Consider the following 15,194-nt stretch of genomic DNA (forward strand, 5'->3'; position numbering starts at 1 on the left):
GCAGGGCCCGACCGCCCGGGAACTGCGAAAGCGTGCCGGGATGTCAATCGTGCTGAGGATCGTCTGAACTACCGCTTCGGCTTCGCGGATTTTCGGGCAGAGGCGGTCTGACGAGGGCACGTCGACCGGGTATGCCGACGATTTCCGGGTATCGGCCCGTTCGAAGGGCCGGGATCGGCACCTGTGGGCAGACTCCACCTCATGCCAGCAGCCTTCGTCGGACGAGGAACAGGTTGCCGAGGGCGAACAGGGTGAAGAGCTGAGCACGGTTCTTTGCAAGCCCGCGGTAGCGGGTCTTGAGATACCCGAACTGCTGCTTGATTACCCGGAAGGGATGCTCGACCCGAGCGCGCACCCTGGCGATGACCCGGTTGATGTCCGCGTCGACGGGATGCAGCGCACCGCCCCTTGGCGCCTTGCGCATGACGCCCCAGAACTTGCCCGGCCCGGAGAACGCGGCCTCCCGCGCCGCGCTGACATAGCCCCTGTCCGCCCAGACTGATGTCTCCCCGCCGTGCAGGAGCGCGTCCCAGACCTGGCTGTCATGGACCTTCGCCGTCGTCGTCTCGAGGCTGTGCACGATGCCGCTGTCAGCATCGACGCCCACATGCGCCTTCATGCCGAAGTACCAGGTATTGCCCTTCTTCGTGGATGACATCTCGGGGTCGCGGGCCTTTGCCTCGTTCTTGGTCGACGAGGGCGCGTCGATGATGGTTGCGTCCACCAGTGTCCCGGAGCGCAGCGTGATCCCCTGATCGGCCAAATGGCTGTTCACCTCGGCGAACAGCTGCTCGGTCAGTCGGTGCTTCTCCAGCAGGTGGCGGAAGTTCAGGATCGTGGTCTCGTCGGGGATCCGATCGTCGCCAAGCTCGATGCCCGCGAACTGCCGCATGGCGTCGCTGTCATACAGTATCTCCTCGGCCAGCGGATCGCTCAGGGCGTACCACTGCTGCAGGAAGTAGACCCGCAGCATCGTCTCCAGCGGCATCGGGGGTCGCCCGCCCTTCGGCCCAGCCTTGGGGTAGTGCGGCTCGATCAGTGAAAGGAGGCGGCTCCACGGCACCACAGCCTCCATCTCGGCGAGGAACTTCTCCCGCCGCGTCTGCTTCTTCTTCATCGATTGGCGGAGGCCGGGAAAGGCAGGCTGCTTGGGCATCGGGGCGCATCCTCTGATGTCCCGCCCAGTCTACCTCAAGGCGCGCGAGGCGCGAGGTTTTTCAGACCTTCCCTGAGAAAGGCAAGTGATGTCACCGGCCCAACACCGGGGATCGACATCAGGCGCAGGCAGACGGTGTCGTCCCTGACAATATCCATCACCTTGCGGTGCAGCTGGGAGAAGGCCTCCCGGACCTTCCGTCTTGCGGCCGGCAAGACGCTGAACACCTCTTCCAGGTCCGGCAGGGCCTCGATGAGATCCTTCACTCGCGCTTCAAACCGTCCCGCATCAACAGTGCCCACCTTGAGGCCAAAGTTGCGCAACAGGACGCGGTGCTTCTGGCTGGCTACGGTCTTCACATGCACCGGGCGATACAGATTGACACGCATCATCTGGGCGATCCCGCGCGCGTCATTGCGGTCGATCTTGTCCACCTGCGCCTTGATGAAAGCCTTGGCGTGGCGCGTCTCGATGCAGATCGCCGGAAGGCCGGCCTTGGCCAGGCCCTCGGACAGCCACTGGGATAACGGACCAGCCTCCGGCCCGACCCTCTCAAGCCGGGCACCCACGCCATTCAAGGCGCGAAAGATGTCCTCCGGGTGGCTTATGACCTTGAGTTCCCGACGGATCCGGCCACCTCGTCGAGGATGCAGATCGCGGTCTCTTTTACCGATACATCCAGTCCGGCATTGTAGCTTCGTGCTGCGCTTCCTTCCCTGATGCTGGTGGCTGCTTCTCACAGACCACGCTCTACCATCGGCCCGAAGCGCAGCACCTCATGACGAGCGGGAAGGGAGGTGGGGCGCCAGCCGAATACCCCATCTGACCCGAGTCGGGCAAAAGTTTTGGCTCGATCCGCCAGACAGGTGGGAGTGCCGTTCAGATGGCGAAATCGTCCAGCGTCTTGCCGGCGGCCAATCCTTCGGCGATCCAGCGCGGTTTGCGGCCGCGCCCGCTCCAGGTCAGATCGGGATTCTCGGGGTGGACATATTTCGGCGCGGCCGCGGGACGCTGCGCTGCCGTCTCGATCAATTGCGACAGGGAAAAGCCGAATTGTTTCGCGGCCTCCTCGGCCTTGGCGCGGGCTTCGGCCTTGCGGCGAGCTTCGAAACTGGCAATCGCCTTTTCGACATCCTTGCGCAGCTGTTTCAGCTCGGCCAGCGACAGGGCATTCGGATCAAATTCGGTCATTTGCAGTTCCTTTCGATATGGCGATTGGCGCCTTGCGGCATTCGCGCCGGAAACGGCGGCCGGCGAAGGCACCGCGCGGATCGTCCGAAAATAGCTGCCAGCCGGTCGGTATATCAAGGTCCAGCCTCGCGCTTTTTCGACCGGCCCCTTGGCGCCATCGGGTATTTCACGCCCTTCGCAAATCGCGGCTGCGGCTTATGCGTTCACGCGATCTTAATCCCGGAAATTGTCCAATTTTGCTTTGGCCGGGCTGCTGGCGGCGCATTGTCATTCCGCACCTTTGCCTGGTTTCTTTTGTGCCGGCATGCGGGCATATCCGCGATCATGCGGCCGGTCATGCGATCCCGATCGGCCTGATCCGGAAAGCGCGGCGCTTGACCTTTCCGGCCGCACGCCTGGAAAATCGCCTTGCATTCATGCCTCGCGCGGGTCATCGGCGACAAGCCAGGCGGGAGGCCCCGCGCCGCGTTGATGGTTCGGCTTTCGCCGGCATATGATCCATGTCAAGGTGCGGCCGCGGCGGCCGGGGCCATATGTCGAAAATAGGGAGGCAGCCATGGATCTCGACCTTCTGCTTGAGCATGTTCCCGAGCCGCAACTGGCGGCGATCTTCGGCCTTCTGGTCGGGGCCGTCTTCGGCTTTTCCGCGGAACGGTCGTCCTTTTGCCTGCGCGCGGCGACGGTGGAATTCGCCCGCGGCAGCCTGGGGCCCAAGGTCGCGGTCTGGCTGCTGACCTTTTCGACCGCGGTGATCTGGGTCCAGGGGGCGGGGCTTCTGGGCCTGTTCCGCACCGAGCAGGCGCGGATGATGGCCGTCACCGGCAGCTGGTCGGGCGCGATGATCGGCGGGCTGATGTTCGGCGCGGGCATGGTGCTGGCGCGGGGCTGTTCGGGGCGGCTGCTGGTGCTGGCGGCGACGGGGAACCTGCGCTCGCTGGTGTCGGGGCTGATCTTCGCGGTGGTGGCGCAGATGGCGCTGCATGGCTGGCTGGCCCCCCTGCGGCAGGAACTGGCGGGGCTGTGGACCACGCCGGGCGGGCGCAATGTCAGCCTGCTCATGGCGCTGCCGCTGCGCGAATCCGGGGCCATCCTGGTCGGCATCGGCTGTGCCGTGCTGGCGCTCTGGCTGGCGCGGGCGAACCGGATCGGCCTGCCGGTGCTGATCTTTGCCTCGGGCGTGGGCTTTGCGGTGGCGCTTGGCTGGGTGCTGACCTTTTCCCTGTCGCAGCAGGCCTTCGAGCCGGTCAGCGTGACCTCGGCCACCTTTTCCGGGCCTTCCGCCAGCACGCTGATGTTCTTCCTGACCGAAAGCCCGGTGCTGGATTTCGACATCGGCCTGGTGCCGGGCGTCTTTGCCGGCGCCTTTCTGTCGGCGGCGCTGAAGCGGCGGCTGAAGTTCCAGGGCTTCGAGGGCGAGGGGCAGATGCGGCGCTCGATGCTGGGGGCGGCGCTGATGGGGTTCGGCGCCATGCTGGCCGGGGGCTGCGCCATCGGCGCCGGGGTCTCGGGCGGCTCGATCTTCGTGGCGACGGCCTGGCTGGCGCTGCTCTGCATGTGGATCGGCGCCGTCATCACCGACTGGCTGGTGGATCAATCCGCGCATCGGGCGACGGCGTGACCGGGCGGGGGCCGGAAAAAGGCGGGGCCCGGAAAATGCCGGCCGGGCGCATGAAATCACTTCGTAATATCGCTTAAGCCGTATATTCGTATCTTGCTATATAAGCAGGAGAGGATTTCACATGCGTGCCATTCTTTTTGGCCTGGCCTTGTCGGCGCTGTCGCCCCTGGCGCCGGCCTGGGCCGATGATGCGGCGGCCTTGCCCGAAAACAAGCAGACGGAGCAGAAGCTGTATCTGACCGCGGCCGAAGCCTATGAAAAGGTTGTGCAGTCCCCGCAGGAGGTGCTGTTTCTTGACGTGCGCTCGCCCGGCGAGGTGGCCTTTGTCGGCATGGCGACCGTTGCGGATGCCAACGTGCCCCACATGATCCAGCCCGCCTCGCCCGCCTGGGACGACAAGCGCGCGACCTTCAAGATGGAAAGCAATCCCGGCTTCATCGACGAGGTCCGGGCCCGGTTGCAGGCCAAGGGCCTGGGCCAGGATGCGGCCATCGTCCTGATCTGCCGGTCGGGCGACCGCAGCGCCAAGGCGGCCAACGAGCTGGCCAAGGCGGGTTTCGGCAATGTCTGGTCGGTGACGGACGGGTTCGAGGGCGATCTTGCCAAGGACGGGCCGCTGGCCGGGACCCGCAGCGTCAACGGCTGGAAGAACGCGGGCCTGCCCTGGAGCTACAAGCTGGACAAGGCCAAGATGCACGGGATGTAACCCGGCGCCCCCGTGCGGCCGGGCAGGGCAGGTGCCCGGCCGGCCGCAGTCTTATTCGAACTCCATCTCGGCAAAGACCACGCCGGCATTCTTGGTCGCCAGTTCCTCGAACGTATCGAGCCGCGACCAGCGCGACTGGTCGACGTAATAGGCGCCGCCCAGATCGCCGCCCTCCTCGATATGCGCGCCGATCTTTTCGCGCAGATCGACCAGGTAGTCGCGGGTATAGCGCGCGACCTGCGCCAGGTTCGTCGGATGGCCGTGGCCGGGAATGACATAGGCCGGCGCCAGCGGCGCGAATTTCGTCTCCCATGTCTCGATCCAGCACGAGGTGCAGGTGCCCTCGAAGATCGGCGGCATGCGCTCGTGAAAGGCGATGTCGCCGGCGATCATCATCGACCATTGCGGGATCCAGACCTGGGTGTCGCCGGGCGAATGCGCGGGCCCCAGGTGCAGCACCTCGATGGCGACGCCGCCCATGGTGATGTCCTTGCGGTCGGTGAAGGTCTCGGTCGGATGGGCGATGACCGTGCCCTCGGCCCTTTCGCGGGCATAGTTCTGCAGGCCGGCCAGATCCTGCGGCGCGCCGTCGGCGAATTCGGCGGCGGCCTCTGCATGCGCCAGGATCGGCACGCCCTGCGCCGCCCAATAGCCGTTGCCCAGCATGGCGTGGCCCTGGCCGTTTTCGTTGATGACCAGCTTGACCGGCTGGTCGGTGACGGCGCGGATTTCCGCGTGCAGCGCCTCGGCCAGTTTCCACGAGGCGCCGGAATTGACCACGATCACCCCTTCATCCGTGACGATGAAGCTGAGGTTGTTGTTGTGCCCGGCATTGTCATAGGTCGGCGGCGCGGTGGCGCCGATGGCCGAAAAGACATGCGGGATCACCTCGACCGGCTTCGAATACAGCACGGATTGCGGGTATTGATCGGGGATGTCCTCGGAGGCGAAGGCAGGCGCGGCGAAGGCGGGCGCGGCGACTAGGCAAAGGATCAGGCGGCGCATCAGATCTCTCCCGTGAAGCGATAGCCGGTCTCGGTCTTTTCGACCCGGCCGATGCCGCCTTGCGGCAGGTGGTAGCCGATGAAGGGTATGGAATCCGCCGCCAGCCGCTCCAGCAGCGCGACGCGGCTGGCGGCGGCCAGCGGCGGATCCTGGTCCGAGGGCGAGGGCCAGTCCGGGCGCTCGAAGGCGATGTGGTGGTTGCCGATCGCATCGCCAACGACCATCAGCGCGCCCTCGGGCGTCGCGATCTCATAGGCCAGGTGGCCGGGGGTATGGCCGGGGGTCAGCCGCGCGGTGATGCCGGGCAGGGCCTCTTCGCCGTCGGCGAGCTTACGGATGCTGTCGGCCACCACCTCCAGCCGGCGCGAGGCGCCGATGGCAAAGCTGGCGCGTTCCTCGCCGATGCTCTCGACGGTGGCGGGATCCATCCAATAGTCGAACTCGGCCTGGCCGATCATGTATTCGGCCTGGGCAAAGACCGGCTCGTCGAACTCGTCCAGCAGGCCCCAGAGGTGATCGGGGTGGCCATGGGTGATCAGCACATGGGTCACGTCCTCGGGCGTCAGCCCCAGCGCCTCCAGTGCCTCGATCACCTTGCCGGCGGTCGGCATGAAGTCCGGGCCCGATCCCAGGTCGAACAGCACCGTGTTGGTGCCGTCGCGCAGCAGCGTCAGGTTGCAGGGCGGCGTCAGCCCGCCCGCCGCCAGCCCGTGCCGGGCCATGAGGGCCGAGACCTCGGCCTCGGGCAGGTCGGCGAAGGCGAAGTCCAGCGGCAATTCCAGATGCCCGTCCGACAGGCTGTCGATCCGCACCGGACCCATGGCGACGGTGGTGGCGGCCCAGGCCCGCCCGTAGGGCAGGGCCAGCGCAGCGGCAGAGGTTGCAAGGAAATGGCGGCGGCTCAGGTGCATGGGGTTCTCCTTCCGGTTCAGCCGAAGATGTCGGCGGTGATGCCCGCATACCAGCCGAGGCTTTCCTCGTAGGTCAGCTTGCGCAGCGCCGCATCCTCGCCGGTGTTGCTGATGAAGTTCTCGACGCTGGCGATCCGGTCGCCGTTCGGCTGGTAGGACGCGCCCAGCTTTATGCCGTCATCGGGGGCCAGCAGCGACCAGCAGGTGTTGGAATACTTGGCCGGGAACACCCGCGACCCGGTCAGCTCGCCCCGGATCGCCATGGCGGCGACCTTGGCCTGGCTGTTGGCCGAGAAGGCGGATTTGGGCATGTCGCCCTGGGCGCTGGAATCGCCCAGGATCCAGACATTCTCGTCCATCCGCGACTTCATGCTGTCGGGATGGACCGGGGCCCAGCCGCTCTCGTCGGTCAGCCCGGCGATGGCGGCGATCCGGCCGGCGCTCTGGGCCGGGATCACGTTGCAGCAATCGACCTTTTGCGCCGTGCCCTCGACCAGCACCTCCATGCTGTCTGGGCGCACCTCGACGGCGCCGCCGCCGAATTCGGGGCCGATCCATTCGACCATGCCATTGTAATGTTTCCCCCAGCCCTCCTCGAACAGCGCCTGCTTGGAGAACTTGTCCTTGGGATCCAGGATGATGATCTTGGCGGTCGGATTGGTCTGCTTGAGCAGATGCGCGACCATGCTGACCCGCTCATAGGGGCCCGGCGGGCAGCGATAGGGGTTGGGGGGCGCGACCATGGCGAAGACGCCGCCCTGGGGCATCGCCTCGATCATGCGCCGGAGCAGCTGGGTCTGCGGCCCGGCCTTGTAGGCATGGGGCATGATCTCGGCCGCCTCCAGCGACCAGCCGGGGACCGAATCCGGCTTGAACTCGATGCCGGGCGACAGCACCAGCCGGTCATAGGGCAGCACCTGCCCGCCCGCCAGAGTGACGGTCCGCGCCGCGCGATCCACGGCGACGGCGGTGTCATTGACGACGGCGACGCCGGCGGCGGACAGCTTGTCATAGCCGTGCTGAAGGCTTTCGAAATCGCGGAACCCGCCGATATAGAGATTCGAGAAGAAGCAGGTCGTATAGACCGGATTGGCCTCGACCAGGGTCACGTCCAGCGCGCCTTGGGAATCCCTGGCCATGTAATGGGCCGCGGTGCCGCCGCCGGCGCCGCCGCCGATGACGACGACCTTCGGCTTGCCCTGTCCCAGGACGACGGGCGCATAAAGCAGCCCGGTGGCGGCGGTGGCGCCCGCGATCAGCGATCGTCTCGTCAGGATCATCTTTTTCTCCTCCCTGATGAACGGCCCGGCGCATGGCGCCGGCCGCTTTTCGGTCATTCGAGCGTGGCGAAGAAGGCCGCCAGCGCCGCGATCTCTTCCTCGCTGAGCCGGCCGGCCATCATCTGCATCACCGGATGCGGCCGCAATTTCTGCTTGTAGGCGTGCATCGCGACCACGAAATCCTCCTGCGGCCAGCCGGCGATCGAGGGGATGCCCTGGTCCGAGCCGTCGCGCTGGTGGCAGGTCGTGCATTCCGCCGACAGATAGGCGCCGAATTCGGGATCCCCGCGCAGGGCCAGAACCTCCTCGGACAGCACCGGCGCGTTGCGCCGCGCGGTGGGCTCGGCCTCTGGAATGTCCTGGGGCCGGTCGGAATGGTCGCGCATATAGGCCATCAGATCGGCCCGCGCCTGGGGATCGGCCAGGCCGCGATAAGACATGCGCGTCCCTGTCACCAGGGCCTTGGGGTTCTCGATATAGGCGTCGAGCGTTTCCAGGGTCCAGGTCAGGCCATCATTGCCCTTGCGCTTCATGGCCCTGGAATAGTTGAAATCGGCAAGAGCGGCGGCACGGCGGCCGAAAACGCCGTTCAGCCTTGGGCCGACGGCATTGCGCGCGTCCTGGCCGATCCGGTGGCAGATCGCGCATTCCTTGCGAAACAGGACCGCTCCATGAACCGTATCGCCGATTTCCTCGGCTGCGGCCGGTGTGGCACCGGCCGCGGCAACCGTGAACAGCGCGGACAGGAGTTTGCGCTGTCTCATGCGTCACTTGGCGAAAGTGGCGAGATAGGCGATGACGGCGGCGCGCTCATCCTCTTTCTTCAGCCCGGCAAAGGACATCTTGGTGCCCTTCATGAAACCCTTGGGGTTTTCCAGGAAGGCGTGCAGCGATGCATCGTCCCAGACCAGCCCCTCCGAGGCCATGGCAAGCAGGGGCTTGGAATATTTGAAGCCCTCGATGTCGCCCGCGGCCCGGCCGACGATGCCGTTCAGCAACGGGCCGGTGCCGTTTTTGGCGTCGTCGCCGACCTTGTGGCAGGCGGCGCATTTCTTGAACACCTTTTCGCCCTCGGCCAGCAGCGTCGGGTCCGCGGCGGTGGCGGCCCCTGCCGGGGCCGGGGCTTCCGGCGCCATGGCGGCGGCCTTGACCACGACCTCGGGCGCGGCGGCGGGGGCGGGTGCCTCGGCCGGCGCGGCCTCGGCCTTCTTTTCGACCGGCTCGGCAGGTTCGGCCGGTGCGGCGGCCGCGCCCAGGTCGGGCATGCTGCCGGCCGGGCGTCCGTCGGGATCTTCGGGCGTCACGTTCAGATCGACCGCGCGCTTGGTGATCTCGACCCCGACCGCGCAATCCGTCATGCAGGGCTCTTTCGAGAACAGCGGATATTCGGTCTGGTCGCGGTCGTCGGGATAGAAGCCCTCGGCATTGGGCAGCACGACCTGGGTGAAGTTCTCGTGCGTCAGGACGAAATCGTCCTCCACCAGCCCGTTGGAATAAAGCAGGAAGGCGGTGATCGCATAGGTGTCGTCCACCGACAGGGTCTGCGCCGAGCCGAAGGGCATCGAGCGGTGGACATAGTCATAGACCGTCGAGAGATAGGGCCAGTAGCTGCCGATGGTCTTGACCGGGCGCGGATCGGTCAGGCTGCCGTCGCCGCCCGCCAGCACCGGCCAGCTGTCCAGCCCCTCGGCGAAATCGCCATGGCACGAGGCGCAGTTGTCGGCGAAAAGCGCGTCCCCCGTCGCGACATCGCCCGAACCGGGGCGCAGCCCCTGGCCGTCGGGCAGGACCGCGGTGTCCCAGGCGCTGATCTCTTCGGGCAGGGCCTCGCGGCCCAATCCCAGCTTGTCGGCCATGGCCGGGCCGGCAAGCACCGAGGCCGCCAGCACCGAGCCCAGGAACAGCTCAAGCGATTTCGACATTCTCGACCTCCCCGTCGGCCTTGACCCACCAGGTCTGGATGCCGTTGTTGTGATAGACGTTGTTGCGGCCGCGGATGGCGCGCAGCGCATCCTTGGTCGGCTGGACATAGCCGGTCTCGTCCACGGCGCGCGATTGCAGCAGCATTTCCGAACCATCCCAGTCGATGTCGAGATGGAAGCGGGTCAGCGCCTTGGGCAGGGCCTGGCCGGTGATCCGCGCCGTGGTCCAGTTCTTGCCGCCGTCCAGCGAGACATCGACGCGGGTGATGCGGCCATTGCCGCTCCAGGCCAGGCCCGAAATCACCAGCGGTCCCTTGCCGTGGCGAATGGGCACCTGCGGGCTGGGCGAGGTGATGACCGATTTCGCATCCATCACCCAGGTCCATTTCCGTGCCCGGCCGTCCGGCATCAGGTCGGTATATTTCGAGGTCTCCTCGCGGCTTTCCACAGCCTTGTCATAGATCCCCAGGCGGCGGACCCATTTCACCCACATATTGCCCTCCCAGCCCGGCACGACCAGGCGGGCGGGATAGCCATGTTCCTTGCGCAGCGCCTCGCCATTGGCGAAGAAGGCCAGCATCACGTCGTCCATCACCTTTTCCATCGGAAAGGAACGACCGTTGGACGAGGCATCCGCGCCCTCGGCGTAAAGCCATTTGCCCTCGGGCTTGACCCCGGCCTCGGCCAGCAGCACCGACAGCGGCACGCCGACATATTCCATGTTGTGGATCATGCCCTGGGTATACTGGCAGCCCTCCAGCTGCGCGCCGCCCCATTCCATGCCGCCGTTTGCCGCGCATTCGCAGAATGCGGTGGTGGTGGTGCGGGGGAAGCGCAGCAGATCCTCGAAGGTGAAGACCAGCGGCTTTTCCACCAGCCCGTTGATCATCAGCCGGTAGTCCTGCTTGCTCAGCTCGATGGCACCGGAATGGTGGCGTTCAAAGGCGCAGCCCTGCGGGGTGATCGTGCCTTCCAGCGCATGGATCGGCGTGAAGTTGATCGAGGAAACCGGGCTTTCGGTCAGCCATTCCACATATTGCCGCTTCACATGCGATTCGAAATGGATCGGCAAGCCGTAGGGATGGGCATCGACGGCCTCGCCGAATTCCGAGGCCCAGGGCTGGATCTCGGTGATCAGCGGGTCGGGGGTTCCGGCGGCGCGGGCCAGCCCGGCACCGGCGACAAGGCCGGCACCGGCCACCGCACCCCCGCGCAGAAAGGCGCGGCGCGAGGTGCCGACGGCGTCCTTGCCGTCCTTGGTGAGCTCGTCTTTCATGGGCGAACGCTCCTTCGTGATTGTCAGACCCCGGTCACGGTGACCGAGGTGTTGGGTTGCAGGCGGACGGTGCCGATCTTGCGGATATGCGCCTCGACCACGTCCCAGATTTGCGGGCCCTCGGTGCCTTCGTTGACCGAAGCCCAGCCGGCGACTGTGTAGGATTTCGCAGGTTCGATGGCCTCGCCCGTGTCGGCCAGCGCCATGGCGCCGATCCGGCTGCCCATCGGCTTGGACACGTCGATCGCATAGGCCAGCCCGCCCACGCGCACCATGTCGCCGCCCTGCTGGTAATAGGGATCGGTATTGAAGATGTTGTCGGCCACGTCTTCCAGCACGGTTTTCAGCGTCTCGCCGGTCATCTCGGTGCGGTAGACCGCGCCATAGGTCATCGAGGTGACGTTGTGGATGTCCTCGCGCGTGATCGCGTCGCCGGGCAAGAGCGTGGTGCCCCAGCGCACGCCCGGCGACAGCGCGATCTGCACGTCGCGCTCGGTGCGGATGGCGTCACAGATCAGATCGTCCCAGGAGCCGTTGAAATTGCCGCGGCGGTAGAGCAGGCTTTCGGTGGTGCCGATCCTTTCCTCGAGCTGCGCCTTGAAGGGCGCGCGCTCGGCGTCGATCAGCGCGGCCATGTCGGCATCCGGCGTGATCACGTCCGAGAAGATCGGGATCAGCTTGTGGCGGAAGCCCATCATCTTGCCGTCGCGCACGTCCAGGTCGACGCGGCTGACGAATTTGCCGTTCGAGCCGGTAGCGATCAGGATCGTCTCGCCGATCAGGATCGGCTCGGGCACCGCGTCATGGGTATGGCCCGACAGGATCACGTCGATGCCCTTGACCCGGCCGCCCATCTTCTTGTCCACGTCGAAGCCGTTATGCGACAGCACCACGACCAGGTCGACGCCCTCGGCGCGCAGCTCGTCCACGACCTGCTGCATCCGTTCCTCGCGGATGCCGAAGCTGTATTCGGGGAACATCCATTTCGGGTTGGCGATGGGCATGTAGGGGAAGGCCTGGCCGATGACGCCGATGCGCTGGCCGCCGCGCTCGAAGATCTTGTAGGGCTCGAAGGCCGGCTCGTCCCACTCCACGTCGAAGATATTTGCGCCCAGGAAGGGAAACTTCAGTTGCGTCTCGACGATTTCCTTGACCCGCTCGGTGCCATAGGTCCATTCCCAATGGCTGGTCATGGCATCGACGCCAAGCGCGTTCATCACATTGACCATGTCCTGTCCCTTGGTCAGGAACGAGGTCATGGAACCGTGCCAGGTGTCGCCGCCGTCGAGCAGGATCGAGTCGGGCCGGGCGGCGCGGATCGCCTTGACCACGGTCGCGACCCGGTCCATGCCGCCCATCCGGCCATAGCCGCGCGCCAAGGCCTCGAAATCCGGGTAGCTGAGCGCATAGGCATCGCCCGAGCCGGGCGCGATGCCGAACATCTTCTGGAACTCGGCGCCGGTGACATGGGGCACCTGGCCCTTGGCGTCGCCCACGCCGATGTTGATTTCGGGCTCGCGGAAATAGATCGGTTTCAACTGGGCGTGGATGTCGGTCACATGGATCAGCGTCACATTGCCAAAATCGTCGAATTGCAGCAGCTGGTCCTGGGTCAGCGCCTGCTGCGCCGCCACCCGCGACCATGTCCCGAAACCCGAGGCCCCGACCAGGGCCGAGGAGGCCATGGCGACCTGAATGAACTCACGTCGGGTAATCATGCCCCGGTTACTCCTGTGCGTTTCGGACAAGACTCTCCCGTCGCGCCAAGGCGCGCCGAAGCATTGCCCTTTCGATTGGTAAGGAACGGGCCGCCGGCTGGGCCGGCGGCCGCAAGGCTTCAGTGCCGGACCGAGACGCCTTCGACCGAAAGGCCGTTGCCGCGCGAGGCGACGTAAAGCTCCAGCGCCTTGAAGTCGTCCGAGCCGGCCTTGAAGGTCTCGGCGCGGGTGTCGCGGACGCAGCCGACGAAGCGGTGCTGCGCCGTCACCATGCCCGAATCCTTCAGGCGATAGGTTGGAAAGCCGTTGATCTGGCCCTGGCTCAGGTGGTCGGCGCGGATCATGTTGCCGGCATTGTCCTCGTGGCAATTGGCGCAGGACATTTCCAGCTGGCCATAGCGGGTATAGTAGATTTCCTTGCCATGTTCCCAATAGGGGGCAGCGGGACCGTCGATCTTGACGTTGACCGCCATGCCGCGCGACTGAAGCGAGATCAGCGACAGCATGTCCTTCATGTTATCCGAGGTGACGCCCCATTTCTCCAGGCCCATCCGCTCGGTCACGCAGGCGTTGACGTAATCCTCCATGATCATCAGCTTGCCGGTATGCTCGTCGACCCGCGGCATGACGGCGCGCAGGCCGGCCATGGATTCAGGCCCCTGGTGGCAGCTGGCGCAGCTTTCGCCGTTGACGCCCATGGCCGCGTTCCACTTGTCGAGGCCGCGATCCACGAAGACCATGGCGGGGTTGTCGAAATCGTCCCGCTCAAGATCCCGCGTGCTGTCGTCGCGAAAGTGCCAGCCGGAATAGATCGTGTCGAACGTATCGGCCAGAAAGGCGGGCGGTGCGGTCTTGGTCACGATCTCGACCGGTCCGCTGTCGGTTTCGATGACCAGCCCGTCCTCGACCGGGTCCGCGAAGGCCGCGCCCGCTAGGGCGAGGCCAAGGGCCGTGGCGGCCAAGGTGCCTTTTGTCTTGGTAAAGCGCGGCATCGCGTCTCCTCCCTGGATCTGGATGTTGCGGCGCTTAGGCGACTGCGATCGGCTTCACGTCTTCGTAGACGGAGCCGTCGTCGTCATACCAGGTGAACTTGAACTCTCCGGCCGCATCGACCTTGGCGTCGAACTCGAAATAGGGATTGGTCGAGACCGCCGGGTCGATCGCCACGTCCACCACGTTCACCCCGTTCAACTCGCAAGTGAAGCGGTTGATGATCGAGCGCGGGATCAGCTTGCCATCGGCATCCTTGCGCTGGCCCGATTCCATCTTGTGCGAAATCAGCGCCTTGACGGTGACCGTTTCGCCGGCCTTGGCCGAGCTCGGAACCTTCACGCGGGGCTTTGCATCATCTGCCATCGTAATCTCCTGTTACTGGACTCAGCCGCCGCAGCCGCCGATGGTGACTTTGACGGTGGTCTGGGCCTTCACGACCGAGCCATCGGCCATCTTCGCCAGGGCGATCACGTCCTGGGTCTGGGCCAGGCGGATGCGGGTGGCGGCGCGCTGGTCGGCGGCGGCGGGACCGAAGTTGAAGGTGGCGACCGCCGGCTCGGGGTTGCCCGCGGCCAGCAGCATGATCGCCACCGCGCCCGGAGCCTTGACCTCGATCGGCACGGTATTGCCGTTCTCGGCGATTTCGGGCGCGGTCAGGGTCAGCCCGCCTTCGCCCGTCGCAGCGCCGCCGGTGAAGGCTGCGGTCAACTCGTCAACGGTGCTCGCCATCACGGCCTTGCCCGGCAGGGCGGCGGCGGCAAGCCCGCCAAAGCCGATCCAGAGCGCCTCGCGTCTTGAAAGGATCATGTCGTTCTCCTTGGATTGTCGAGCCTGTAGAGATCAGGCGTCATTCCTTCAGCGTCACGAGGAAGGCCACGACATCCTCGATCTGCTGCGCGTTCAGGATGGGGGCCAGCGGCTCGGCCCCGGCCTTGCCGGAAAAGCCGTCGCCGGGCCGGACAAAGCCGTCCACCTTGTAGAAGGCCGGCATGAAGGTGCCCTCGAAGGTCATCTTCGCATTGGCGACGATGCCGCGTAGCTGGGCCTCGGTCCAGCGATCGCCTGCGCCGTCCAGCGGCGGGGCGATGGTGCCCGGAAACTCGACGTCCGGCAGCGCCCCGATCTGGTGGCAGGCCACGCAGTTGCCAAGCGCGTTGGTGGTCATGATCCGCACCCCTTCCTCGGGGTTGCCTGGGGCGCCGGTCAGGGAAGCCTCGACCGCGCCTTCGACATAGACCACTTCCTTAGGTGCCGTTTCACAGATGGCAGGCGTGGCAATGGCCATGGCCACTACCGACGCATACCATAGATGGCTGCTCATGCTGTCCTCCCTGTGCTCTCCCTGGGGTGATGATAGCGAATGGATGCCGATCCTTACAACAGAAATATAGCAATTTTTGAATATTTATATGTATGCC

16 protein-coding genes are annotated in these 15,194 nt (G+C 65.6%); 2 read left to right on the top strand and 14 right to left on the bottom strand.

All coding sequences use genetic code 11. The features are described 5' to 3' along the window. Nucleotides 1-199 precede the first annotated feature (199 nt). The 3 genes from ESD82_RS03335 to ESD82_RS03345 form a co-directional block, all read right to left on the bottom strand. Nucleotides 200-1,156 carry an IS5 family transposase gene (locus ESD82_RS03335; protein WP_147427392.1) on the bottom strand — a complete coding sequence of 319 codons (957 nt, stop codon included), beginning with the start codon at nucleotides 1,154-1,156 and terminating at the stop codon, nucleotides 200-202. A gap of 35 nt (nucleotides 1,157-1,191) precedes the next feature. Continuing rightward, entirely contained in the window at nucleotides 1,192-1,734 is a 543-nt protein-coding gene (locus tag ESD82_RS03340; RefSeq protein ID WP_147429002.1) for a transposase, read from the bottom strand. Nucleotides 1,735-2,035: 301 nt separating this feature from the next. After that, complete coding sequence (locus ESD82_RS03345; protein ID WP_024845887.1) at nucleotides 2,036-2,347, bottom strand: H-NS histone family protein; 312 nt, start codon at nucleotides 2,345-2,347, stop codon at nucleotides 2,036-2,038. A gap of 556 nt (nucleotides 2,348-2,903) precedes the next feature. Here ESD82_RS03345 and ESD82_RS03350 point away from each other — a divergent pair. Both ESD82_RS03350 and ESD82_RS03355 read left to right on the top strand, forming a co-directional pair. Then, nucleotides 2,904-3,965, top strand: a complete 1,062-nt coding sequence (locus ESD82_RS03350; protein ID WP_147429001.1) for a YeeE/YedE family protein — start codon at nucleotides 2,904-2,906, stop codon at nucleotides 3,963-3,965. A gap of 121 nt (nucleotides 3,966-4,086) precedes the next feature. Then, a complete protein-coding gene (locus tag ESD82_RS03355; protein WP_147429000.1) occupies nucleotides 4,087-4,671 on the top strand; it encodes a rhodanese-like domain-containing protein in 585 nt (194 codons plus the stop codon). A 51-nt stretch (nucleotides 4,672-4,722) separates the two neighbouring features. On the opposite strand, the gene ESD82_RS03360 is transcribed toward ESD82_RS03355, so the two are convergent. The 11 genes from ESD82_RS03360 to soxX form a co-directional block, all read right to left on the bottom strand. After that, entirely contained in the window at nucleotides 4,723-5,676 is a 954-nt protein-coding gene (locus tag ESD82_RS03360; protein ID WP_024845884.1) for an MBL fold metallo-hydrolase, read from the bottom strand. Next, nucleotides 5,676-6,587 carry an MBL fold metallo-hydrolase gene (locus ESD82_RS03365; RefSeq protein ID WP_147428999.1) on the bottom strand — a complete coding sequence of 304 codons (912 nt, stop codon included), beginning with the start codon at nucleotides 6,585-6,587 and terminating at the stop codon, nucleotides 5,676-5,678. The genes ESD82_RS03360 and ESD82_RS03365 overlap by 1 nt, the downstream gene beginning before the upstream one ends. Nucleotides 6,588-6,604: 17 nt before the next feature. Further along, nucleotides 6,605-7,867, bottom strand: a complete 1,263-nt coding sequence (locus tag ESD82_RS03370; RefSeq protein WP_147428998.1) for an NAD(P)/FAD-dependent oxidoreductase — start codon at nucleotides 7,865-7,867, stop codon at nucleotides 6,605-6,607. Between the two features lie 53 nt (nucleotides 7,868-7,920). Further along, nucleotides 7,921-8,631, bottom strand: a complete 711-nt coding sequence (locus tag ESD82_RS03375; protein ID WP_024845881.1) for a c-type cytochrome — start codon at nucleotides 8,629-8,631, stop codon at nucleotides 7,921-7,923. Nucleotides 8,632-8,634: 3 nt separating this feature from the next. After that, the gene (locus tag ESD82_RS03380; RefSeq protein ID WP_024845880.1) at nucleotides 8,635-9,789 is read right to left on the bottom strand and encodes a c-type cytochrome; all 1,155 of its coding nucleotides are present in this window, start codon (nucleotides 9,787-9,789) and stop codon (nucleotides 8,635-8,637) included. Beyond that, a complete protein-coding gene (gene soxC / locus ESD82_RS03385; protein ID WP_024845879.1) occupies nucleotides 9,773-11,065 on the bottom strand; it encodes a sulfite dehydrogenase in 1,293 nt (430 codons plus the stop codon). The genes ESD82_RS03380 and soxC overlap by 17 nt, the downstream gene beginning before the upstream one ends. A 23-nt stretch (nucleotides 11,066-11,088) precedes the next feature. Further along, nucleotides 11,089-12,783, bottom strand: a complete 1,695-nt coding sequence (gene soxB / locus ESD82_RS03390) for a thiosulfohydrolase SoxB (RefSeq protein ID WP_147428997.1) — start codon at nucleotides 12,781-12,783, stop codon at nucleotides 11,089-11,091. Between the two features lie 119 nt (nucleotides 12,784-12,902). Next, nucleotides 12,903-13,775: a sulfur oxidation c-type cytochrome SoxA gene (soxA, locus tag ESD82_RS03395; protein ID WP_024845877.1), complete on the bottom strand. Its 873-nt coding sequence runs from the start codon at nucleotides 13,773-13,775 to the stop codon at nucleotides 12,903-12,905. A 34-nt stretch (nucleotides 13,776-13,809) separates the two neighbouring features. After that, entirely contained in the window at nucleotides 13,810-14,139 is a 330-nt protein-coding gene (gene soxZ, locus ESD82_RS03400; RefSeq protein WP_024845876.1) for a thiosulfate oxidation carrier complex protein SoxZ, read from the bottom strand. A 21-nt stretch (nucleotides 14,140-14,160) separates the two neighbouring features. Continuing rightward, nucleotides 14,161-14,583 (bottom strand): thiosulfate oxidation carrier protein SoxY, encoded by a 423-nt coding sequence (gene soxY, locus ESD82_RS03405; protein ID WP_024845875.1) that lies wholly within the window; start codon nucleotides 14,581-14,583, stop codon nucleotides 14,161-14,163. Nucleotides 14,584-14,623: 40 nt separating this feature from the next. After that, a complete protein-coding gene (soxX, locus tag ESD82_RS03410; RefSeq protein WP_024845874.1) occupies nucleotides 14,624-15,097 on the bottom strand; it encodes a sulfur oxidation c-type cytochrome SoxX in 474 nt (157 codons plus the stop codon). Nucleotides 15,098-15,194 lie beyond the last annotated feature (97 nt).

The organism is Paracoccus pantotrophus, from assembly GCF_008824185.1.
Lineage (GTDB): Bacteria > Pseudomonadota > Alphaproteobacteria > Rhodobacterales > Rhodobacteraceae > Paracoccus > Paracoccus pantotrophus.